The organism is Ascidiimonas meishanensis (assembly GCF_037782385.1).
Classification (GTDB): domain Bacteria; phylum Bacteroidota; class Bacteroidia; order Flavobacteriales; family Flavobacteriaceae; genus Ascidiimonas; species Ascidiimonas meishanensis.
Map to the genome: position 1 here is coordinate 189,708 of NZ_JBBEXD010000003.1, position 22,629 is coordinate 212,336.

Here is a 22,629-nt window from a genome sequence, read left to right on the forward strand (position 1 = left end):
GCTTATCTTTAGCACTCAGGAGAAACACAAGATTAACCTGTTTTTTTATGGCCAAAACCAAAACAACTTTCTTTTGCCAAAACTGTGGCGCGCAGTATTCTAAATGGCAAGGACAATGCAACACCTGTAAAGAATGGAACACCATAGTAGAAGAGGTGGTGCAAAAAGAAGAAAAAACTGCCTGGAAACCAACAGCTAGTGAAAGCAAACGAAGGATTTCCAAACCACTTCGTGTAAAAGATATTGATACAGCAGTTGAAACCCGTATGGATACCAAAGATCAAGAGCTCAACCGCGTGTTGGGCGGGGGTATTGTACCAGGATCTTTAGTGCTGTTAGGCGGTGAGCCGGGTATAGGAAAAAGTACTTTATTACTTCAAATCTCGCTTAAACTGCCCTATAAAACCCTGTATGTTTCTGGTGAAGAAAGCCAGAAGCAAATAAAAATGCGGGCAGAACGTATTGCTCCAGACAGTGAACATTGCTATATTCTTACAGAAACCAAGACCCAAAACATCTTTCGTCAGATTCAAGAATTGCAACCAGATATTGTAATTATTGATTCTATCCAAACCTTGCATACAGATTATATAGAATCTTCTCCCGGAAGCATTTCGCAAATACGCGAATGCACCGCAGAGCTTATTAAATTTGCCAAAGAAAGCGCCACGCCCGTAATTCTTATTGGGCATATTACCAAAGACGGTACCATTGCAGGGCCTAAAATCTTAGAACATATGGTAGACACGGTACTTCAATTTGAAGGCGACAGAAACCATGTATACCGTATTTTAAGAGCTTTAAAAAATAGATTTGGTTCCACAGCAGAATTAGGGATCTACGAAATGCTAGGTAATGGTTTACGGGAAGTTACAAATCCTTCAGAAATACTAATCTCAAAAAAAGATGAAGACCTTAGTGGTACTGCAATAGCGGCTACCTTGGAGGGGATGCGACCTTTAATGATTGAAGTACAGGCATTGGTAAGCACCGCAGTATACGGCACTCCTCAAAGAAGTACTACTGGATACAATGCGAAACGATTGAATATGTTACTAGCTGTATTGGAAAAAAGAGCCGGATTTAAACTAGGCGCTAAAGATGTCTTTCTCAATGTTACGGGTGGAATAAGCGTAGATGATACGGCAATTGATCTTGCGGTAGTTGCCGCCATATTATCTAGTAATGAAGACATTCCTGTAGAGAAAAATGTGTGTTTTGCCGCAGAAATAGGACTCGCAGGCGAGGTGCGCCCGGTTAACAGAATTGATCAACGTATTTTGGAAGCAGAGAAATTAGGTTTTGATACTATTTTTGTGTCTAAACACAATAAAATTTCTTTGAAAAACCCGGGAATTGAAGTAAAACTCGCGGGCCGCATTGAAGATGTGGTTTCAGAATTATTTGGATGATGAAGAATATACTACACAAACTATGCTTTGTTTTATGCCTTCTGATGATTACCGGAATGGCTGCTCAAAAAACCAAAAAAGTTTTTCTGGATGAGAATGATTCTGTGATTACCAGACGTGTTTTCAAAAAGAAATACAAGAAGGCTAACGCCAAAATGCTGGATCTCCTTATTGTAGATACAGATAGCTTAAAGGTTTGGAAATTGTTTTGGCGAGAACATCAAGGTGTTTTAAATGCAGTTGCCTTAGAACAACTAAAAAAATACCTGCAAAAGCTATCAGGCAAAGAAATCCCGGAAGCAAATTACGTAGTGGTAAACTATTATCCGGGCATTGACCGTTGTAATAAAAGCGATTATACCAGTTTCCGTTTGGAGATGCTAGAAGGGTATGAAACCGCCGTTGATATTTTAGGCACTACCTCGCAATTTTACATTCATGAAAGGGATGCGGATTCCCCTTTTGAGACCGAAAAAAATAGAAGTTTGAAAGATCAGACCAATTTGTTTAAGCATGTCTTTTTTCCTTACCCTTTTCCGTGTGACAGTTATGTAGTGATGCATCCAGATGGGCGCTATATTAAGTATTATGGGGAGCACCACCTTCAAACGGTGCTAGACATACTGCAAGCAGACTGGGATCAAGATTTCTTTTGGGAATAAGAATTGAATAATCATCTTTAAACAAAAAGACTTCTTATCGTAAATAGTTTACAATGTAAAGTATACTTTATGTTTGAATAGATTTTATTTCTATCGCAATTCAATAAATGACAGCTAAGGAACTTTAAAATTTCAATCTAATCTTAATCAGGTATCGTAAATATACTACAGTATAAACTATAATTTACACGGTGTTTTTAAAATCAGCAGTACAATAATTTTATAGAATCCTGTTACTAGAAGTTTAATCAAAAATAGTTGTTACATCCTCCCAATGGTTCAAAGGTGAGTGAGCGAAGTCCAACCCCACCTTTATGCTATTGTGCAAAAGAATGTTTATTCAAAACTGGTTGTTGTACCCTTGCGCCGATTATCGGTGGGTGAGCGAAGTCGAACCCCACCCTTAAGCTCCTGCGAGGAGGAATTTTTGATTGAAAATTGACAGGAGCAGTTCTGGAATTTAATAAGTACTTATTATAGACCTATGTAATACGCTCTCTATTGTCAATATTAGGATTTATAATGCATCAAATATTCCGCTAATAAGTTCTCCAATCCCTTCAAAAACACTTCCAAAATCCAACCAAGAGTCATCAATATCTATAGCAGTGATATCTGTCCAGTCTGTGGTAGAAGAAGCGGATAAACCTTGTAACATTTCTGTTTTCATCTCTGTATAATTACAAGTCTCGCCAATTGCTTGATGATAAAGGTCAAAATCAGTATGAGAGCTAAAAGTACTCATTGCCCAACAAGAGAAATCAAAAGTAGCATACCATTTACTTTCTCTATGCGCTTTTTTTACTTCTTCTGGTTTATAATATCTTTTTTTACCGTGCTTTTCAACTAATATTTTTCCAATAGCTGTTATGTATTCTTTCTTATCACTTGGAGCGGGTGCACAAGACTTGTCCATAGTTTTTTTATTGATTATTAACAATTTTTACAACGGAATCCTTAAGGTGCCGGATTTGGAATCTCTTCATGAACAGCATTGATTTCTTCAAGAATGGCATCGCTTAACTGAATATCTATACTGCCAATATTTTCTTTGAGCTGTTCCATCGTGGTAGCTCCAATGATGTTACTAGTAACAAACGGACGGTCATTCACAAATGCCAATGCCAATTGCGTAAGTGTAAGTCCGTGCTTTTGTGCAATCTCCAGGTATTTTTCCGTGGCGCGGGTTGAATTTGCTCCGCTGTATCTTGAGAATGCTGGGTATAAAGTAACCCTTCCTTTTTTAGGTTTTTTCCCTCCTAGGTATTTTCCAGACAGAACCCCAAAAGCCAGGGGTGAATAGGGTAGCAATCCAATGCCCTCACGCATAGCAATCTCTGCCGTACCCGTTTCAAAGAGGCGGTTGAGTAAAGAATACGGGTTCTGAATACTCACCATTCTAGGTAAATTGTTGTATTTGCTTTCTTCCAGAAAACGCATGGTTCCCCAAGGCACTTCATTGGAGAGCCCTATCTGACGTATTTTTCCAGCTTTGATCAATTCTTCCAGACCACGAAGCACCTCGCCTATATTGTCTTCCCATTGCTCATCTGTAGTATGCTGATAGCCTCTTTGCCCAAAAAAATTGGTATTTCTTTCGGGCCAATGTAATTGATATAAATCTATATAATCTGTTTGTAGCCTCTCTAAACTTTTGTTGACGGCATCTTGTAATTCTTCTTTTTTGAAGCCGCCGGTTCTTATGTGTTTCGTATATTCTCCCGGCCCCGCAATTTTAGAGGCCAAAACCACCTTATCTCTATTACCGGTTTTTTTAAACCAGGTGCCAATAATGGTTTCTGTAGATCCATAAGTTTCTGGCTTGGCGGGTACGGAGTATAACTCGGCAGTATCAAAAAAGTTCACCCCTTGATCTAAGGCATAACTCATTTGTTCGTGGCCTTCGGCTTCTGTATTTTGCTCGCCCCAGGTCATAGTGCCCAGGCATATTTTACTTACTTCAATGTCTGTATGTGGAATCTTATTGTATCTCATAATGTTTTTTAATGAGTGTTTTTTTGATGAAAACTGAAGTCAAAATTTTTAGAATTAACTTTTAAATATCATTCAAGAGTTTGGTGACTTCATCTAGTTTAGGGGTTAGAATAATTTCAATACGTCGGTTTTTAGAGCGTCCTTCCGGATTAGTGTTAGTGACCAAGGGTGCATATTCACTTCTTCCGGCAGCTGTTAAGTTTTTAGGACTTATATTTTTGTTCTCTCGCAAAATCTGCACAATAGCCGTCGCTCTTTTGGTAGACAAATCCCAATTATCTTTTACCGGTCCGTTGCCACTAAAAGGGACATTATCCGTATGTCCTTCAATTAATACAGCGATCTCCGGATTCTCTGCCAGTACTTTCCCAAGTTCTACCACCGCTCTTCTACCTTCACTGCCTACCGCCCAGCTTCCAGACTGAAACAGCAGTTTATTCTCTAAGGATACGTACACTTTACCATCTCTTTGTTCTACGGTGAGCCCTTTTCCTTCAAAGTCCAATAAGGCCTTAGAAATGGCATCTTTTAGGGCTTTCATTGCCGCATCTTTGGAGGCAATGAGGTTTTCCAGCTCCGTAACTCTTGCCGAACGGTTGTCTAATTGTTTTTTAAGTGCCGATAAACGCTTGTTCTCTTCCGCCAAGGCGGTTTCTTTTGCTTCCAATTCTGCTAACAAGGCACGATTGGCTTTCAGGTTTTCCATCATGGCAGCACTGCTATTCTTTTCCAAGGCATTGTAAGACGCTTGCAGATTGTCGTAATTAGACTTTGTAGCCGCATAATCCTGTTTTAGTTGCTCACGGGAAGCTAGCATTTCTTCATATTTCTTTTCTAGGGCTGCTACCTCATTTTGCAACTGATTGCGCAGGGTTTCTAATTCCTGATTCTCTTCGGCTAACTGATTTCGTTCTCCTTTAAGGGTTGCATATTTCTCTTCTAAGTCTTTGTATACTTTGGCAGATACACAAGAGCTTAAGCAAGCTACAATCCCTATTCCTATAAAAAATCTTTGTAACATCTTCTTTCTATTTTGTATGCAGTTCAACTAATATGGGACAATGGTCACTATGTTTGGCTTCCGGTAGTATAACGGCTCTTTTTAGCTTTTCTTTTAAAGGTTCGGCTACCATATTGTAATCAATACGCCATCCTTTATTGTTATTTCTGGCATTGGCGCGGTAACTCCACCAAGAATACTGATGTGGCTCCTTATTAAAATGGCGAAAGCTGTCTATGAATCCGCTTTTTATAAAACCATCAATCCACTCTCGTTCTACCGGAAGGAACCCCGAAACTTTAGCATTTCGCACCGGATCGTGAATATCTATGGCTTCATGACAAATATTGTAATCGCCACAAATCACCAGATTAGGGCGGGATTGCTTGAGTTCATTCACATACTCCTGAAAATCGGCCATATACTTTAACTTGAGATCTAGCCTATCCATATTGGTGCCAGAAGGCAGGTAAAGGCTCATCACGGAGATTCCGTTAAAATCGGCTCGCAAATTACGACCTTCATGATCCATATAATCGATCCCCGTACCATAGACCACTTCATCCGGTTCATTCTTGGCTAAGATAGCAACCCCGCTATAGCCTTTCTTTTGAGCACTATACCAATAGTGGTAGCGATAGCCCGCTTCTTCAAAAATACTAAGGTCTAATTGCTCTTTAAGCGCTTTAATTTCTTGGAGGCAGATGACATCTGGCGCGGCGGATTGCAGCCATTCTATAAAGCCTTTATTCACTGCTGCTCTTATACCGTTTACATTGTATGAGATTATTTTCATGTAGGGAATGTAGAATTTTTTACGAAGTTACGGAATATGCAAAAATGCACAAGAGGGAAATGGGTTGGATTGTTAAGCAATTTGTGATAGTAATGATGACTTCCATAAACTAAAGTTGTCTTTTAAAAACGAATCACCCAGAGGCGTTTTACCAAAGGTTGTTAAGGGAGCATATTATACTAAGCAAGTGGTATAAAAGCTTGCTAGAGGAGTTTTGGGAGGGTTTGAGAGTTGTTTTATCAAAAAATGCTTGACTTTAACTATAAGAAAACCATTCATCGAAAATTACAAAAATTTATATCCCAATTGCAACAAATTCTTTTGGATTTATAAAAATTCTCTTAGATTTATAAAAGAGATAATTAATATTGGGATTATTTAAGTATACGTTTAATGCATTTATAAAACAGGAAGCTGTCAGAGTAAATTCAAAGAAAACAACGAACAAGTGAATCTTATTAAACAAACATTTCCAACAAAAGCAAATCAATATACTGCATATGTTGATTTTTACAAACATTATTCGATCCTGATGTTTAGGGCAAGAATTTCAATCTTCACACTGATATTTGTATCAATAGGCTTTATAGTCAAAATAATTCCTACGTTAAAAGATAAACCTATAGTTTTAGAAGTTTTTGGTTCAAAAATAAGTCAGAATGCTGTTGTTGCTTATATTACAGCCTTTCTAATTGGAATATTGTTTTTACTTGAAACGGCTTATTACAGAAGGTTTCTTGGAATTATAACTTGTTTAAATCAAATTGAATGGCAATCAAAATTGTGTTCAAGTGAAGCTGATAAATCTTCGTTTTTTCGACAATACAATAGGAAACACCACGAATATAGTATCTTTTATATGGTTGCATGTATATTTTTAGTTTCATATTTTATTTATGAAAATAATGATAATTTATTGTTGTCATTTGGTTTAGGGTTTATCCCTGTTGGATTATTAATGTTTATATATTACCGAATTTTGGCAAAAATATTTAGAAATTTTAAAGAGAATATTCGTCATTCAGAAGAAGAAAAGACGAGTGTAGAAAAATCACTATAATATCAAGACCTTCCTATTAAGTCTGCCTTTATAGTATACGGGTCATTGGGTGTAAGTAATAGAACATTGAATCCAAACGAATGAAATCATATATAAATTTGGTTTTCAGTTTACTAATTCAAATTGAATATAAGGGAAATAGATGTAATTGCATTAGTTTATGAGTTGTACTATATTTAAAAATTGTAAATGGAAAAAATATATTTAAAAAATTACAAAGGATTTCCTAATCAGTTTATAGAATTGGCTGATATGAATTTTCTAGTCGGAGAGAATAGTACTGGAAAAACTTCTTTTTTGAAAATTATAAATCTTTTATCGAGTTCAGAATTCTGGTACAATTATGAATTCAATAATAATGAAGTTGAACTAGGATATTTTGAAGAAATTTTGGACAAAACTACAAAAGATAGTTTTTTCCGCCTTGGAATAGAAAAGCCTATTGAAGATATAGAAGTTAAGTCAAATGAAAATAGCGATTTTCGAATTATCTTTGAATTTAGAGAACAAAAATCTGTGCCACAGTTATATTTCGCCAAAATAGAAATTGATAAATATGATGTACTTATAAAGTTCACAAAAAAACAAATATCCTATCAGTTAAAGGAGTCCAATGGACAAAATTTTGAAGAGTGGGCTTTAGATTTTGATTTTCCAAAGAAATATAAGCGTTTTAACTTTCCACCAAAACAACTACCTCTTTCTTTACTTTTTATTGTAATTCAAAGAGAAATTGGAATGAAAGAAGACTTTAAATTAAAAGGACCTTTGGGTCAAGAATTACTTTATACAAATTATAAATGGTTAGCACCTATAAGAGCCAAAGCTAAAAGAACATATGAATCTTATAAAATTAAATTTTCTCCAGAAGGTGATCATATTCCATCAATTTTAAGACAAATATTAGGAAATAGAAATAGTAATGAAAAAGCAAAAATTCTATCAATTTTAAAAAGTTTTGGCAGAGACAGTAACCTGTTCGATGAAATTTTAATTAAAGAACTTGGAAAAAAGGATAGCTCACCTTTCGAAATAATGATTTTGTATAAAGATGTGGAAATAAAATTACCTAATGTTGGCTATGGTGTTTCTCAATCTCTCCCAATTATAATTGAGATTTTATCTTCTAAAAACACCTGTTTTTCAATACAACAACCAGAAGTGCATCTTCATCCAAAAGCCCAAGCAGCGTTTGGTAGCTTCCTATTTAATGCAGTAAACAATGATAATAATAAATTTATAATTGAAACTCATAGTGACTTTGCAATTAACAGATTTAGGCACAAGCTAAATCAATCAAAAAAAGAAATTAATTTTAAATCAAAAGTATTATTCTTTGAAAGAACAAAATCGGGAAATAAAGTTTCTTCTATTGATTTAAATAATGATGGATCATATGCCAAAAAAGTGCCACTAGGTTATAGGGATTTTTTTATTGATGAAGAACTAAAATTATTAGAAATTTAGAAGATTATGCCTATAATAATTGATACAAATTGTATAGCCAATGTGTTCTCCTCTAAATCTAAAAAGCACTCAGATTTCGAACCTGTTTTAAAATGGATTATCAAAGGGAAAGGCATAATGTTATATGGAGGATCTAAATACAGAAAAGAGTTAGCAAGTACGCCAAAATACTTACCAATAATAAGACTTCTGAAAGAAGTTGGGAAGGCAATAGAGGGGAACAAGGATAAAATTGATCAATGCCAAGAAAAAATCGAGAAATTGATTAACGATGATGATTTTGATGATCCTCATATACCCGCTATATGTATCGTAACAAAATCAATATTAATATGCTCAGAAGATACTCGGTCAATTCCTTTCGTTACGGATAATAGATATTACCCCAAAGGATTTATAACACCTGTTTATTATACATCCATTAAAAATAAGAATATCTTATCTGATAAGTATATTGATAAATCTTTAAAGCCACTTTGTAAACTAAATAAACTTGATAAAAATCGTATAGAACGAATTCTAAAATAACCAAGCGTTCCCTGTGTTCCTGAGACTGGCTGTGGTTGGTACTACCCAGCATGAATGCCCCCAATGCCTCGGGGTTGAACCGGTTGTTGATTGGTTTGCCTACTCTGATTTTCAGCTCTTATGCCTCATGAGGATAGACTTCCAGGTATGGTTCTGTCACAGAGCTTGGGTAAAATACATCTTGTTTATGAGACCATAAACAGCTTGCGCAACATTAGGAAAACCAAACTAAATTTTGGATATTTAAACTATAAATAGAATGTAATGGCAACAGTAGATAAAATACGAAACGGATTGATTGAAAAAATCCTTTCAATAAAGAACAAAGATTTTCTAATAGCGTTGGATAAATTAATTACATCAAGTGAATCGGCATCAGAAATTATTGAACTGACTGATGCGCAAAAACGAATGTTGGAAATGAGTGAAAAGGATATCCAGGATGGTAAACTAATATCTCAAGAAGCTATGAATAAACGAAATCTTGAATGGCTAAACGCAATGTAATCTGGACTAGAACTGCGGATATTCAATTAATAGGAATTCTGGAATATTGGGTAAACAGAAATAAGTCAAATATATATTCTATAAAATTATTGAAGTTAGTTACCGAGAGAACCAATCAAATTGCTAAAAATCCAGAATTATACAAAAAAACTGATTTTAAAAATATACAAGTAGCTTCATTAGGAAACTATAGCATTTATTACAAAACAACTGAAAACGAAATAATTATTTCGGCTTTTTGGGATAACAGACAAGATCCTAAAAAACTACTAAAAGCTCTAATAAGAAAAAAATAAAGTTGCCTACTAATAACCATTGCACCGAAACCCTTAGCATAAATAAAAACGTATTCATTTAAACCGATCCAACACCTTGGAATAAGGGGTTTTCTCTATACATACAGTAACTACAGATGTTAAATTTACGATTCCTAAAATAGATTTACAGGCACCTAACAAGCCCTTTTTAGACTGTAAAATAAAGCAAGCAGGCTTGCCCCACTTTTCACCTTATTTTGAGTGAATTTTAAGTAATTCTAAATGATTATTGAATATTGGAAAGTTAAACAATATCTCTGGAATGCTGTTTTAGCCGTGGAAATATAGAATAGCTAAAAATTTACTTTTTCCCACGATCAAAAGTAGAAATACGTATTTTTAATGGAAATCTTCGGTAGTTTTGAGACAAACTGCCCCGGTAAAACATTATCCCAAAACTTAGAAATACACCAAATATCTTGAATAACCTGTTACAATGTGTTATATTTGAATGTGTTTTTAACACGTTTTAACATGAAAATTGAAAACCCACCAAGCGTTAAAGACTTTGATTTCAATAAATATATTGAATGCTTAAAAAAAGATGGAATGGATTCTTTTCTTGCAGAAACTGATAAAAGATATTTTTATTGGTCTGAAATAAAGCATCGTTCAAATCTGCCATTTGAAAGCCCAGAAAAGGCCTGGGAAACTATTAAAACACATAGATTTATAGGTGCGAAAAGATTGTTCTTCGGAAAACATGAGTTCTTATATAACCTAACATCTTTTATCCAAGAAGATTTACACAATTTTGATTTAAAACTAATTGGTGGGCTTTATAAAAATTCAATAACACCACAAGAGCAACAAGAATATTTCAAAAACTCTTTAATAGAAGAAGCAATTGCCTCTTCTCAAATAGAAGGTGCTGCAACAACAACTGATGTAGCAAGAGAGATGATTAAATCTGGAAGAAAACCAAGGACGGAGTCTGAACAGATGATAATTAACAATTTCAGAGCCATCAGAGAAATAGAAAATAGATTAGATGAAGATTTATCAACTGAATTGATATTGGATATTCATCAAATAATGACTGTGAAAACTGATGCTGCTAAATATGCTGGAAAATTTAGAGACCATCCAATTTATGTTAAAGACCATATTGATGGCGAAATTGCTTTCACCGCACCTGAATATTCTGAAGTTAATCAATTAATTGAACAGCTTATAAGTTTTATTAATTCTGAAAAGGAATTTTATCACCCAATAATAAAAGCTTCTATTCTTCATTTTATGATAGGATACATTCACCCATTTGGAGACGGAAACGGTAGAACAGCGAGAGCTCTTTTTTATTGGTATTTAATAAAAAAAGGATATTCATTACTAAAACACATTTCTATTTCTAAAGCAATTTTAAATTCAAGAACAAGTTATGACAAAGCATTTTTAAAAACAGAGCATGACGACAATGATTTAACGTATTTTATTATGTATTCAATGAAAAGCTTAAGAGTTGCTTTTCAAAGCTTGATAACATATAGAGATAGAAAAAGAGAGGAAAGGCAAAAAGCGTCTGAAATAATCTATGAATTAACTCAAAAGGGTTTTAATAAAAGACAAGCTGATTTACTAGGCTATTTATTTATTAAGCCAAAAGCTAAAATAACTGTTCCAATATATTCCAAACGGCATGAAATTGTTAGGCAAACTGCAAGCAGAGATTTAGTTGATTTGGAAGAAAAAGGAATAATTAGTAAAAGTAAAGATGGTAAAACCATGGTTTATGAATTGATTGATATTGAAAAAATTGGAAACTATTTGAATAAATAACGTTTCACAACAACCGTAGCCGTTGCATAAGCCACTAATTAAAAAAGAACTCTCTTCTTTTAAGCCCCATTAAGGACTTTTTTCAATTTATTTCTCTTACTGTAGGTTAAATTTAGAGGCTTTAAATGAAGCCAAAACCAACCTTTGAGCAATGATCTCATAGTTTGCAGAAAAGCGATGTTTTCCACCCCACTTTTCACCTTATTTTGAGTGAATTTTAAGTAGTTTTAAATGGTTATTGAATATTAGAAGGTTAAACAATATCTCTAGAATGCTTTTTTAGCCGTGGAAATATAGAATAACGTCAGTTCGACGTAAACAAGAATTAAAATCGATTTCGAAATTGTCTTTTTCCGCAGTATAACAAGGTTTTCCGTTAAGAATTTTCGAAGCCTTGGAGGAAATTTAGGAAAGCTTTGTGGTTTTGTCCACTTTCTGGACAAAAATACCTTGGAAATCGAAGATTCATGAATACCTTTATGCAAAATAGATATGACATGAACTAAAAAGTGTCTTTTCTTTTGGTTCGTTTTCTTTGGACAAGCAAAGAAAATGAACGTAATGATCTAAAAATAAGATTTTTAAATTAAAATAGTGTAAAAAATTTTGAAATTATATTTTATGGAGGTTATATCATAGAAATCACGTTAGAATAGCTAAAAATTTACTTTTTCCCACGATCAAAAGTAGAAATACGTATTTTTAATCCCAATCTTTGGTAGTTTTGAGACAGACTTACGTTATGCTTAGTTTGAAAAATATGGAGAATGAAAAGATATTTAGGAATATTATTATGGACTCTATTGTTTATTTCTTGCAAAGGACAATCAAACTCTAATGCTGAAAGAAATGTTGGTGGACCTTGTCAAGATTGCGAAGCGGTTTTGGATTTTAAGGAGTTGAGTATTAAACCAAAAGCAACTGATACTTTACCTGGATTTGAAAACAACGAGCCTAAAATCAAAATAACAGGAACTGTATTTCAGAAAGATGGTAAAACACCAGCAGAAAATATTCTACTCTACGTATATCAAACAGACAGAAATGGAATTTATCAGCCAAGTAAAAAACCAATTGGTTGGGAAAAAACGCACGGACAATATCGTGAATGGTTAAAAACAGGCAAAGATGGAAAATTCACTTTTTACACTTTCAGACCAGCACCATATCCTGAAGTTCAAGAACCTGAACATATTCATATTTATGTTAAAGAACCTAATTCGATTCCTTATTATTTAGACAGTTATTTTTTTGAAAGTGACCCAAAACTTACCACAGAAAAAAAACAATCCCAAAAAAATAGAGGGGGTTCTGGAATTGTAAAACTTGAAAAGAAAAATGGAATTTGGACAGCTGACAGAAATTTGATTTTGGGCTTGAATATTCCTGATTATGAATAAAAATAAAGGCTGCAGAACAATATGTAAGCTAAATAACGGCTGAATTTCCTAATTGGAAATTCGTCTCGTTTTCCTAAATTAGTTGCGTTAGTGCAAAGTACTCAAACACTTTGCAGTTATTATCGCTTGTAAAAAACCGTTCGCTTCCATTAAAAAGAACTAATGAAACTAACTGATAAATTGAATTATAAAAAGTACGTTTTAAAAGGAGCGTTAGAAAGGTATGTAAAATACATTTGGATAATGAAATGTCAAGAGACCCTATCAGAAAAAGATTTGCTTATTCCTGATGGTTATCCTGAAATCATTTTTGTAAAAAATGGAGCATATCAAAAGGAGTTTTTAATTCCTAATACAAAGCCTCAAATCATCAAAAAATCTTGCATCATCGGTATTCAAACTCAAACTGTTTTGGCAAGTAGGATGAATCAATGCTTTTTAATTGGAGTGAAATTAAATCCTGTTGGGGCTTATGCGTTATTCGGGAAACAGCTAGGAAATATTTCAACATCTAACCTTTATATTGAGGACTTTGGTGAAATTTGGCTGTCTCAATTGAACCAAAAAATACAGAAATCTAATGATAAAGATTCAATAATCCATTTATTAACTGCTTCTTTATTACTTCAATTAAAAGACAAAAAACATCAAAGAAAAATAAAATTAGCTACTTCTTATTTAGAAACCATTTTATCTATTGACAAAACCATACCTATTCGAGAGTTAGCCGCAAGGAATTTTGTAAGTGTAAGACAGTATCAACGGAATTTCAAAATGTTTTTTGGGATCTCTCCAAAAACTTTCCTAAATATTATTCGATTTAAACAGCTTTATAAATCAAGTATATTAGAGCAAAAAGAGCCTAAGGATTTTTTAGATTATGGCTACTATGACCAAATGCATTTTATCAAAGATTTTCAAAAGCGCTTAGGAATTAGCCCTTCCAGAAGTTTAAATGGTCAATTCATTCAAATGAATGAAATCGCTCGCACAAGTTTATAAAGTCGCTTTTTTACTATCATTTCTTTTGCCGGATTCGCATTTTTGCCCTAAAACAATATGAATAGAGCTTATTCTGTTATTTATTTACTGTTAACCATTTTAATTATTGGTTGCGAACAAACAACAAAAAGAACATCAATACTTTCAGAGGAAAGCTATGAATTGGAGAAAAATGCAATCCTCGAAACCTTACTAAATGAAACCAATGCCGCTTTTGGTAGAGACTATCAATCTTGGAGAACCAACTGGGTACATCGTTCTAATGTTTCTAAGACCTACATGAATTTTCCCGACGATACTTATTCAGAAATGACCAGTTGGGAAGATATTGATGATTTTGTTAGGACTTATATAAAAGAACATCCTGAGCCAGCCCCTCCGCCCGCACAACCAGAAAATATCAATATCAAAATATACGGTACGGGAGCTTGGGTGAGCTATGAAATATTGGATGAAGTATTTGGTAAAAAAAGAGAAACTAGATTGATGGAAAAAGAAGATGGTATATGGAAAATTGCAAGAATGCATACTACTATTTATGGATTTAAAAAGAATAAAAAATGAAATACAATCAAATAGGAAAAAGTGGTTTAATCACCTCAAACCTTACTTTAGGAACCATGATTTTTGGAGAAGAATCCAATCGCTCTACTTCAAAAAATGAAGCATTGAAAATAATTAGTCAATATTTTGATGAAGGTGGAAATCATTTAGATACAGCAGATGTATATGCCAATGGACAGTCCGAAATAATAGTGGGTGAAGCAGTCAAAAGCAAGAGACAAGATGTAATTATCTCTACAAAGGTTAGATTCAGAACACACCCTCATGTCAATGGGGAAGGGCTTTCAAGACTTCACATTGTGGAAGGTGTTCACGCAAGTTTAAAAAGATTACAAACAGATTATCTTGACTTACTGTATATACATTGCTTTGACCCACTCACACCGCTTGAAGAAACGATTCGTACTTTAGAGGATCTTATTAGAAGTGGAAAGGTTAGATATATTGGAATTTCAAATTTTAAAGCATGGCAATTGATGAAAGCCCAAGGGTTGACTCATCAGTTGAATACCAATTGTTTTATTGCAGCACAATACCAGTATAGTTTGGTTAAAAGGGATTTAGAATATGAATTTTTTGATTTATTAGAATCAGAGGGAATAGGGTTATTACCTTGGGGCCCACTGGGTGGAGGATTTTTAACAGGAAAATACAAAAAAGAAAAGCCCAATTCTGGTAGAATTGCCACTACATCAGATGAAACAGAGGAATCATGGACAAGGAGAAATACACAGGTGAACTGGAATATAATTGAAAAAGTGAAACAGTTAGCTAAAAACTATGAAGCGACGCCTTCTCAAATCTCTATTGCTTGGATTCTTTCAAAACCTGTTGTTTCATCTGTTATTCTAGGTGTTAGGACGCAAGGACAGTTAATTGATAATTTAAAAGCTGAAAATTTAAACTTATCTGGGGAAGATTTATCAGCATTAGATGAATTAAGTAACTTACCAGAATTGTATCCATATAGAATGATAACAGCCTATGGTAATAGAAATTTAAAATAAAAACGGAAGCGAATAACTAAGCGTTCCCCATATTCCCGGGGCAGGCTGTGGTTGGTACCACCCAGCATGAACATCCCAATGCCTAGGGGTTGAGAACCGGTTGTTGATTGGTTTGCCTACTCTGATCTTCAGCTCTTATGCCTCATGAGGAGAAACTTTTATGTAGGGTTCTGTCACAGAGCTTGGGTAATAAGTCTTGTTTATTAGGCAAAGAACGGCTTGGGTAACCTTAAACAACATTCTTCAATAATTAAGATTTTAAGGTGATACTTAATTTAAGTGCATTCTAAGTTTAAATTTTTTTAAAGAAACAGAATGTTATATGAAGGCTATGCTTACTTCGTTGAACTCAGCACAAATACTTCAGCAAGTTTTACATTGCATTATTAAAAACATGATTTTTTCTATCTTTAAGGAATAGTTGTACTTCATTTGATTTTTATGGAAGAAGAATTATATTTTTAAACGATAAGAAATGAAACAAATTTTAACGATTGTATTGTTTGTATGTTTGCTATTGGTTTTTAGTTGCAAAGACGACAATAAAAAGAGTAAGACAGTTGAAAATATGACGAATACTTGGATTACAGATTTTCTTGATGATTTTGATACATTTAATCCAGATAATTGGCAGGATCAAAGAATTTGGGTGAATAATGAAAACCATTGCTATGTACCCGATGGTGAATTTGGTACCCGAGAAGTAAGTAATGGTACTTTAAAGATTAGAGTGGTTAATATAGGAGACAAGAGACCCTGCGATAATATGGATAAGCATGGCAATCAGCACCCTGAAACTGAATATGTGGCGGGTCGAATCTGTTCTAAAAACCGTAAGGAATTTGTGAAAGGCAAGTGGACAGCCCGCCTTAAATTATCGAGTAATGGAGAGCCAAGCATGTTTCCAGCTTGGTGGTTACTGGGTGCTCAAAATAACGAATCTCCTGTACAGGAAGCAGATGAGAATATTTGCTGGCCTTTAACCGGGTCTGGTGAGATAGATATTTTTGAACATCATGGAGACCATATGAAAGATGAGTTTACAACAGGTGCTATTGTTAGTTTGGGTGAGTGCGACAAAGGAGACTGGGAAAGTCAGCGAAGAAATTTTCCAGCAACGCTTAATGAGTTTCATGAATACTCTGTGGAATGGGAAAAAAGTGACCTAGTTTATAGACTGGATGGCAAAGAAGTCTACCGTAATGAAGGGGAAGGAGATAAGTATCCTGAGCCTATGTTTGCCATTTTAAACTTTGCCAAAATTACAGATTCACCTATGAAGGGTGAATGGGTGATGGAAGTAGACTGGGTAAAGCATGAATATAGAAAGTAATGGAATAGCTAATTATTACAGAAACAGGAATTGAGAAAAACTGTCCAATCCTAAAATAAAAAAAGTAAAATGATAAAACACCTATACCAAGTATTAATGGTCTTGCTGTTAGTAAGTTGTTCAAGTCCTAAGAAAGAAGAAGTTAAAATTTCCACCGAAAAAGGCACTTGGTGGAAGGAGGGTATTCTTTACCAAATATATCCCCAAAGTTTTAAAGATACAGATGGTGATGGTTTTGGTGATTTTAAAGGGGTGATAGAAGAACTGGATTATATTCAAAGTCTTGGGGTTACCATTGTTTGGATGAACCCGTTTTTTGAGTCTCCTTTAGTAGATAATGGCTATGATGTTAGCGATTATAGAGCCGTATTATCCCGATATGGAACAATGGAAGATTTTCAAAATATGCTGGATGGGATGCATGAACGAGGAATTAAGTTTGTACTAGATGTGGTAGTTAACCATAGTAGTAATGAACATGAATGGTTTAAACAATCTCGTAGCTCAAGAGATAATCCATATCGAGATTATTACCATTGGTGGCCGGCAGAAAAAGGAGAACCTCCATACAGACATAGTCTTTTTGACCCCGAAGGAGGATGGGATTATGATGCAAAAACCAATGCCTATTACCTCCATACTTTTGCAGAAGAACAGCCAGATTTGAATTGGGAAAACCCCAAATTACGTCAGGAAGTATATGACATTATGAAATTCTGGGCAGAAAAAGGAGTTGATGGATTCCGTATGGATGCCTTTCAATTTGCGAGTAAAGATACTACCTATCCCAAATTTCCTGAAGGACACGAAAAAGAATTTATTAAATGGTACGGACTAAGGCCACAGCTGCATGACTACCTGAATGAAATGTATAAAGAAGTTATTGAACCGTATGATGTTTTTGCAGTTGCAGAAGGTGCAGGAAGCACCTTTCAAGATGCACACGATTTGGTAGATGCAGACCGTAATGAACTCCAGGTGGCCTATCATTTTGAAACGGTGGATATGTCTAGAACTCCAGACGGATATAAATTAGCAGAGTTTAAAGAAGTATTTAGCCGTTGGGATAGTGCATTTGCTGAAAAAGGTTGGATAGCTGTTTTTCTATCTAATCATGACAATTCTAGATTAGTGAACCGTTTTGGAAATCCGAGTCCGGAATTTAGGACGGTTTCTACTCAAATGCTCAACACTTTTTTGCTTAGCATGAAAGGCACCCCTTATACGTATTACGGGGATGAATTGGGGATGACAAATATTGATATGCCTAGTATAGAAGAATATGTAGATATTGATGCCATTGGGAAATACAAAACTGCGTTAGCGGCTAATGAGGATATGGATGAATTCATGGAGGTGCTTAATTATAGTTCTCGTGAAAATAGTCGTACACCCATGCAATGGGACGATTCTAAAAATGCCGGATTCACAAAAGGGATTCCTTGGAAAAAGGTTAATGAAAACTACAAGGAAATTAATGTGGCCGCGCAAAATAAAAATCCGAATAGTGTATTAAACCATTTTCGGAAGATGACAAAAATAAGAAAAGACAACCCTGTTTTAGTTTATGGAAAGTACCAATTACTTCAAAAGGAGCATACAGAAATTTATGCGTATACCAGAGAGCTAGGGGAAAGCAAGATGCTTATTTTGCTCAATTTTTCTCAAGAAAATGCAGCTATTAATCTTCTTGAAATTGGCGACGTTCAAGAAACGATCATCAACAATTATGATTCCTATGCAATAGAAGGTAATGAGGTGAACCTGCTGCCCTATCAAGCCGTAATCTTTAAAATGAAATAGAAATAAGCAACCGTCCTAAAAATGGTGGATACGCTTATTTATAGTAGCGATGCAATGATTAAAAAGTAAACATGCGTATGATTACCACCATACAACAAAGAACTTTTGAATTTTCCCTTCAGGAGATTTCATCCAGCAAAGAGGCGATTTATGGGAGGCGAGTAGTGCCGAAATGGAACGCTGAAAAGTTTGAGCAGAAATCCAAGTAACCGCTAAGTGAGGCGCTACTACCCAGTCTAATTTAGAGGGTATATAGTAGGTGTGATTTTTAAAAAGTTTTAGGTCACTAGGTTTCATATAAAAACCGTTTATGCAGTCTCTATTGACAAACTTAAATGATGACTCCAGAAAATTGAAAGGCACGAAAAGCTGCGCTTTAAAAAATACTCTTTGCTTGAATTCAGTCAATTTAATATTCAGTTTATTTAATAGTTTTGCTGTCTCTGGATGGTAGAGCAGTGGTAATTGCTTTTCTTTTAATTTGTGAAGCTTTAGCACTAAGCTATCGTTTCTATTGGGACCTACCCATCTATGCAACTCAGTAGAGTTAGAGGGGTCATATAGATAGAATTTATAAACAATTTCTAGGTGGATAGGTGCCTCTAAATGTTTGATTAAACAATCTAGTTCACCTATAGTGATTTGATTACTAAAAATTTGAATGTTTGATTTTAAGATTTGGGTAGATTCATCTTGCTCCAATTCAAACAAAACAAATTGTTCTATCAGTTTCCCTAAACGAATATGAGATGAGGAATCTATCTTAGGGTAGTCTGTTATGGAAGGTTTGGCGGTCTTATACATCTTTAACCCTTCTAGTAATTCTTCCCATAGAAAGGGCGTATTACGAAAACCATCAAATCGCCTGTTTATTTGAGATGTTTCAGTTGGAGACAAGATCGTTTATTTTTTTATGCTTTCTTCAGAAATAATGAAAACTAACTTTGATCTGATATTTGTTTTATTCATTAGAGAGAATTAATATTAAGTACGAATGTACTATTTATATGATTCATGAGTGAAAAATGAAAGAAGATCATGCCTCAAAATGAATATGTCTTAGAAGTATCCGATAAAAAGTACCTGAAAGTAAGTTATAGTTCGATTCATATCTATGGTGCAATATATAAGATGAAAATAGGAACCAAAACAGGAACCCTCTTTTTGGTCTATAAAAATCTCTTAGATTTATAAAAGAAATAAATGCCATTAGCTTTGTGTGCGTATATCTCATAACCAAATTGAAAACCAAGATGATAGATGGAAAAAACAATATTTGAAATTATCAAAATGGACTGTCCTTCCGAGGAAAATCTTATCCGAATGAAATTGGATGGGATTTCAAGTATTGTGAATTTAGACTTTGATATTCCAAACCGAAAATTGACTGTTTTTCACAGTGGAGAAATAGACCAAATTGAAAAGTCAATAATTGAACTGAATTTAGGAGGAAAGATAATCTCAACTGAAGAAACCGATAGAATGGATTTTGAGGAAAATATAAACCAGAAAAAGCTACTGGGAACTGTTCTTACAATCAATTTCATCTTTTTCATAATCGAAATGACAACAGGTTTGATTTCAAAATCAATGGGACTTGTTGCAGACAGTTTGGATATGTTGGCTGACAGTTTTGTTTATGGAATTAGTCTTTTTGCCGTTGGTGGAACTTTAATTAAAAAGAAACGAATTGCAAAAATTGCAGGATATTTTCAAATTACACTTGCGATTATTGGGTTTGTAGAAATTTTAAGACGATTCTTTGGAAATGAGAAATTTCCAGATTTTACAACAATGATATTGGTCTCAATTTTTGCTTTAATCGCCAACGGAATTTGTTTGTATTTAATGCAAAAGTCAAAAAGCAAAGAAGAAGCACATATGAAAGCAAGTATGATTTTCACTTCAAATGATGTAATTATTAATTTAGGAGTTATAACAGCAGGCGTATTAGTGAATTGGCTAAATTCAGCGAAACCTGATTTAATTATTGGGACAATTGTTTTTGTTTTGGTAATTCAAGGAGCATTCAGAATACTGAAATTAAGTAGGTAGTAGAAAAAGTACTAACTACAATGTATATAAGAAATAGTAGAATAGATGCTTAAACGAAAGATTGTTATGAAACAAAATTAGTGACGAATTAAAAAAATCAATGATCCAAAACCCACTACCTTTACTATACTAAACAATAGTAGCAGTTATAATAATAACTATACCAATACAAGATGCATCGCTTACGAAGAGTGTAGTTAAAATAAGAAAACATACAAATGGCAGAACAGAAAGATTTAGATTTTACGTATACCACTATTGACGAGATATTTCGTTTGAGTATGGGGGAATCAGGGGATTACAGTGGAGCGAAATATGATGGTGATTTTTCGATGTCATTAGAAGAAGCTCAAAAACAAAAACACAAATTCATCGCAGATAGTCTCTACATTAAAAAAGGCAGCAAAGTGCTTGATATGGCTTGTGGCTGGGCGCCCTTTATGCGATATATTACGCATGAAAGAGAGGCAGAAAGTATAGGTTTAACCCTCTCACAAGGGCAAGCAGATGCCTGTAAAAAAAATGGGTATAATGTGATGGTGAAAGATTGTCGTTATGTAAAACCAGCAGATTTTGGAACCTTTGATGCTATTACATGCATTGGAGGATTGGAACATTTCTGTTCTGTAGAAGAATGGCAGGCAGGCAAACAGGAGCAAGTATACCAAGATTTTTTTAAAACACTTTATGATTTATTGCCTATTGGCGGGCGGTTTTATATGCAGACGATGACTTTTAGCAAGAATATGATTGAATTTGAGGAACTAGATGTGAACGCTGAAAAAGGATCTGCCGCACACATAATGGCACTCATGGTAAAACAGTTTCCCGGTTCTTGGCTTCCGTATGGTCCAGAAATGGTCATTAAATGCGCAGAACCCGGGTTCAAATTAATTTCACAAAGTAGTGGAAGACTGGATTATATTGAAACCATCGCCCAATGGCGGAAAAAATTCAGAAAATTTCATCTTAAAAAATATTGGCTATACCTTTCACTTATTCCAAGATATTTAACCGATAGGGAATTTAGACATCTAGTGGCTGTTTTTAAAGTAAGTCCCAACAAGGTTTGTTTTGAAAAAGAGGTGATGGATCATTACCGATTGGTTTTTGAGAAGGTTTAGTGAAGACAAAAAATAACTACCACAGCAAAACGTAAAATAGAAAGGCATTAGTTAAACACAGAATAGAATAACTTCCCTATATTTAAAATAAAGAAAACGGTGAATGTCAAGTCTTGAAATAGTTTATGAAAACAAAGATTATATAGTTGTAAATAAAACGGCTGGACTCATAAGTGAAAAAAGCCGTTATGAAAATTGTACTGTTGAAGATCAAGTTCTTAATCACCTTTTAAAAAATAAAACAAAGCCTTATTTAGGCGTAATCCATAGATTAGATCGGGTGACAAGTGGTGTATTAATTTTTGCTAAGAAAAAAAGTATTCTGGTGCAATTTAATGAGCTGTTTAGTAGCCGAAAAGTTCAAAAAACGTATTTAGCCATCGTCAAAAAGAAGCCACTAAAGAGCAAAGGAAACTTAATTAATTTTCTCGTAAAAAATAATATGGAAAAAAAAGCAGAGATCGTCCAATCAAAATCAAAAAAATCTTTAGAATGTGTTCTTTCCTATCAAGTTATTGACAAAAACGACTTTGGTTATCTTTTAGAAATTAAACCAAAAACAGGCAGGTTCCATCAAATAAGAGCGCAATTAGCAAATATAGAGCTCCCCATTATTGGAGATGAAAAATATGGTTCAGATGACGAATATTTCCCACTATCTATTTGCCTTCATGCGTGGAAATTGACCTATCAAGTCTCTGGCGCTAAAGAATTCAAAACCTTTGAGGCAGCTTTGCCAAAAAACGATTTTTGGAAATTCAAATCAATTTAAATTTTGAAGTTAAAATGGGAATAGTTTAATACTACTCAGGGAATAA

22 protein-coding genes are annotated in these 22,629 nt (G+C 34.3%); 17 read left to right on the forward strand and 5 right to left on the reverse strand.

Annotation, left to right across the window (positions count from 1 at the left end):
* The first annotated feature begins 47 nt into the window (after positions 1–47).
* A complete protein-coding gene (gene radA / locus WBG07_RS05905; protein WP_340199596.1) occupies positions 48–1,412 on the forward strand; it encodes a DNA repair protein RadA in 1,365 nt (454 codons plus the stop codon).
* A complete protein-coding gene (locus tag WBG07_RS05910) occupies positions 1,409–2,074 on the forward strand; it encodes a hypothetical protein (protein ID WP_340199597.1) in 666 nt (221 codons plus the stop codon). Before radA ends, WBG07_RS05910 begins: the two co-directional genes overlap by 4 nt.
* Before the next feature lie 517 nt (positions 2,075–2,591).
* On the opposite strand, the gene WBG07_RS05915 is transcribed toward WBG07_RS05910, so the two are convergent.
* The 4 genes from WBG07_RS05915 to WBG07_RS05930 form a co-directional block, all read right to left on the reverse strand.
* On the reverse strand, positions 2,592–2,990 hold the full coding sequence (locus WBG07_RS05915) for a hypothetical protein (protein WP_340199598.1): 399 nt from the start codon (positions 2,988–2,990) through the stop codon (positions 2,592–2,594).
* A 41-nt stretch (positions 2,991–3,031) separates the two neighbouring features.
* A complete protein-coding gene (locus WBG07_RS05920; RefSeq protein WP_340199599.1) occupies positions 3,032–4,069 on the reverse strand; it encodes an NADP(H)-dependent aldo-keto reductase in 1,038 nt (345 codons plus the stop codon).
* 61 nt (positions 4,070–4,130) lie between these two features.
* The gene (locus tag WBG07_RS05925) at positions 4,131–5,090 is read right to left on the reverse strand and encodes an OmpA/MotB family protein (protein ID WP_340199600.1); all 960 of its coding nucleotides are present in this window, start codon (positions 5,088–5,090) and stop codon (positions 4,131–4,133) included.
* Positions 5,091–5,097: 7 nt separating this feature from the next.
* Positions 5,098–5,865, reverse strand: coding sequence for an exodeoxyribonuclease III (locus WBG07_RS05930; RefSeq protein ID WP_340199601.1), 768 nt, complete (start codon positions 5,863–5,865; stop codon positions 5,098–5,100).
* 448 nt (positions 5,866–6,313) lie between these two features.
* Here WBG07_RS05930 and WBG07_RS05935 point away from each other — a divergent pair, with 448 nt between their 5' ends.
* From WBG07_RS05935 to WBG07_RS05990, 12 genes are all read left to right on the forward strand, one after another.
* Positions 6,314–6,925 carry a hypothetical protein gene (locus WBG07_RS05935; RefSeq protein ID WP_340199602.1) on the forward strand — a complete coding sequence of 204 codons (612 nt, stop codon included), beginning with the start codon at positions 6,314–6,316 and terminating at the stop codon, positions 6,923–6,925.
* Positions 6,926–7,114: 189 nt separating this feature from the next.
* Positions 7,115–8,392 carry an AAA family ATPase gene (locus tag WBG07_RS05940; protein WP_340199603.1) on the forward strand — a complete coding sequence of 426 codons (1,278 nt, stop codon included), beginning with the start codon at positions 7,115–7,117 and terminating at the stop codon, positions 8,390–8,392.
* 6 nt (positions 8,393–8,398) lie between these two features.
* On the forward strand, positions 8,399–8,920 hold the full coding sequence (locus WBG07_RS05945; RefSeq protein WP_340199604.1) for a hypothetical protein: 522 nt from the start codon (positions 8,399–8,401) through the stop codon (positions 8,918–8,920).
* Positions 8,921–9,184: 264 nt separating this feature from the next.
* Positions 9,185–9,427, forward strand: a complete 243-nt coding sequence (locus WBG07_RS05950) for a hypothetical protein (RefSeq protein WP_340199605.1) — start codon at positions 9,185–9,187, stop codon at positions 9,425–9,427.
* A complete protein-coding gene (locus WBG07_RS05955; RefSeq protein WP_340199606.1) occupies positions 9,409–9,723 on the forward strand; it encodes a type II toxin-antitoxin system RelE/ParE family toxin in 315 nt (104 codons plus the stop codon). The genes WBG07_RS05950 and WBG07_RS05955 overlap by 19 nt, the downstream gene beginning before the upstream one ends.
* 495 nt (positions 9,724–10,218) lie before the next feature.
* Complete coding sequence (locus WBG07_RS05960) at positions 10,219–11,523, forward strand: Fic family protein (RefSeq protein ID WP_340199607.1); 1,305 nt, start codon at positions 10,219–10,221, stop codon at positions 11,521–11,523.
* Positions 11,524–12,290: 767 nt separating this feature from the next.
* A complete protein-coding gene (locus WBG07_RS05965) occupies positions 12,291–12,923 on the forward strand; it encodes an intradiol ring-cleavage dioxygenase (RefSeq protein ID WP_340199608.1) in 633 nt (210 codons plus the stop codon).
* Between the two features lie 162 nt (positions 12,924–13,085).
* Complete coding sequence (locus WBG07_RS05970) at positions 13,086–13,925, forward strand: DUF6597 domain-containing transcriptional factor (protein WP_340199609.1); 840 nt, start codon at positions 13,086–13,088, stop codon at positions 13,923–13,925.
* A gap of 57 nt (positions 13,926–13,982) precedes the next feature.
* Positions 13,983–14,489 carry a hypothetical protein gene (locus tag WBG07_RS05975; RefSeq protein ID WP_340199610.1) on the forward strand — a complete coding sequence of 169 codons (507 nt, stop codon included), beginning with the start codon at positions 13,983–13,985 and terminating at the stop codon, positions 14,487–14,489.
* Entirely contained in the window at positions 14,486–15,496 is a 1,011-nt protein-coding gene (locus WBG07_RS05980; protein ID WP_340199611.1) for an aldo/keto reductase, read from the forward strand. The genes WBG07_RS05975 and WBG07_RS05980 overlap by 4 nt, the downstream gene beginning before the upstream one ends.
* 475 nt (positions 15,497–15,971) lie before the next feature.
* Positions 15,972–16,829 (forward strand): glycoside hydrolase family 16 protein, encoded by an 858-nt coding sequence (locus tag WBG07_RS05985; RefSeq protein ID WP_340199612.1) that lies wholly within the window; start codon positions 15,972–15,974, stop codon positions 16,827–16,829.
* 69 nt (positions 16,830–16,898) lie between these two features.
* The gene (locus WBG07_RS05990) at positions 16,899–18,632 is read left to right on the forward strand and encodes a glycoside hydrolase family 13 protein (protein WP_340199613.1); all 1,734 of its coding nucleotides are present in this window, start codon (positions 16,899–16,901) and stop codon (positions 18,630–18,632) included.
* An 81-nt stretch (positions 18,633–18,713) separates the two neighbouring features.
* On the opposite strand, the gene WBG07_RS05995 is transcribed toward WBG07_RS05990, so the two are convergent.
* A complete protein-coding gene (locus WBG07_RS05995) occupies positions 18,714–19,529 on the reverse strand; it encodes a DUF1853 family protein (protein ID WP_340199614.1) in 816 nt (271 codons plus the stop codon).
* 363 nt (positions 19,530–19,892) lie between these two features.
* Between WBG07_RS05995 and WBG07_RS06000 the strand changes: the two genes are divergently transcribed.
* From WBG07_RS06000 to WBG07_RS06010, 3 genes are all read left to right on the forward strand, one after another.
* Entirely contained in the window at positions 19,893–20,687 is a 795-nt protein-coding gene (locus WBG07_RS06000) for a cation transporter (protein WP_340199615.1), read from the forward strand.
* Positions 20,688–20,905: 218 nt separating this feature from the next.
* On the forward strand, positions 20,906–21,811 hold the full coding sequence (locus WBG07_RS06005; RefSeq protein ID WP_340199616.1) for a class I SAM-dependent methyltransferase: 906 nt from the start codon (positions 20,906–20,908) through the stop codon (positions 21,809–21,811).
* A gap of 103 nt (positions 21,812–21,914) precedes the next feature.
* Positions 21,915–22,583 carry an RluA family pseudouridine synthase gene (locus WBG07_RS06010; protein ID WP_340199617.1) on the forward strand — a complete coding sequence of 223 codons (669 nt, stop codon included), beginning with the start codon at positions 21,915–21,917 and terminating at the stop codon, positions 22,581–22,583.
* The last annotated feature ends 46 nt before the right edge of the window (positions 22,584–22,629 follow it).

Excerpts from the sequence above, each read along its gene's own strand:
- radA (WP_340199596.1), top strand. The coding sequence starts at position 48 with ATGGCCAAAACCAAAACAACTTTCTTTTGCCAAAACTGTGGCGCGCAG.
- WBG07_RS05910 (WP_340199597.1), top strand. The coding sequence starts at position 1,409 with ATGATGAAGAATATACTACACAAACTATGCTTTGTTTTATGCCTTCTG.
- WBG07_RS05915 (WP_340199598.1), bottom strand. The coding sequence starts at position 2,990 with ATGGACAAGTCTTGTGCACCCGCTCCAAGTGATAAGAAAGAATACATA.
- WBG07_RS05920 (WP_340199599.1), bottom strand. The coding sequence starts at position 4,069 with ATGAGATACAATAAGATTCCACATACAGACATTGAAGTAAGTAAAATA.
- WBG07_RS05925 (WP_340199600.1), bottom strand. The coding sequence starts at position 5,090 with ATGTTACAAAGATTTTTTATAGGAATAGGGATTGTAGCTTGCTTAAGC.
- WBG07_RS05930 (WP_340199601.1), bottom strand. The coding sequence starts at position 5,865 with ATGAAAATAATCTCATACAATGTAAACGGTATAAGAGCAGCAGTGAAT.
- WBG07_RS05940 (WP_340199603.1), top strand. The coding sequence starts at position 7,115 with ATGGAAAAAATATATTTAAAAAATTACAAAGGATTTCCTAATCAGTTT.
- WBG07_RS05945 (WP_340199604.1), top strand. The coding sequence starts at position 8,399 with ATGCCTATAATAATTGATACAAATTGTATAGCCAATGTGTTCTCCTCT.
- WBG07_RS05950 (WP_340199605.1), top strand. The coding sequence starts at position 9,185 with ATGGCAACAGTAGATAAAATACGAAACGGATTGATTGAAAAAATCCTT.
- WBG07_RS05955 (WP_340199606.1), top strand. The coding sequence starts at position 9,409 with ATGGCTAAACGCAATGTAATCTGGACTAGAACTGCGGATATTCAATTA.
- WBG07_RS05960 (WP_340199607.1), top strand. The coding sequence starts at position 10,219 with ATGAAAATTGAAAACCCACCAAGCGTTAAAGACTTTGATTTCAATAAA.
- WBG07_RS05965 (WP_340199608.1), top strand. The coding sequence starts at position 12,291 with ATGAAAAGATATTTAGGAATATTATTATGGACTCTATTGTTTATTTCT.
- WBG07_RS05970 (WP_340199609.1), top strand. The coding sequence starts at position 13,086 with ATGAAACTAACTGATAAATTGAATTATAAAAAGTACGTTTTAAAAGGA.
- WBG07_RS05975 (WP_340199610.1), top strand. The coding sequence starts at position 13,983 with ATGAATAGAGCTTATTCTGTTATTTATTTACTGTTAACCATTTTAATT.
- WBG07_RS05980 (WP_340199611.1), top strand. The coding sequence starts at position 14,486 with ATGAAATACAATCAAATAGGAAAAAGTGGTTTAATCACCTCAAACCTT.
- WBG07_RS05985 (WP_340199612.1), top strand. The coding sequence starts at position 15,972 with ATGAAACAAATTTTAACGATTGTATTGTTTGTATGTTTGCTATTGGTT.
- WBG07_RS05990 (WP_340199613.1), top strand. The coding sequence starts at position 16,899 with ATGATAAAACACCTATACCAAGTATTAATGGTCTTGCTGTTAGTAAGT.
- WBG07_RS06000 (WP_340199615.1), top strand. The coding sequence starts at position 19,893 with ATGGAAAAAACAATATTTGAAATTATCAAAATGGACTGTCCTTCCGAG.
- WBG07_RS06005 (WP_340199616.1), top strand. The coding sequence starts at position 20,906 with ATGGCAGAACAGAAAGATTTAGATTTTACGTATACCACTATTGACGAG.
- WBG07_RS06010 (WP_340199617.1), top strand. The coding sequence starts at position 21,915 with ATGTCAAGTCTTGAAATAGTTTATGAAAACAAAGATTATATAGTTGTA.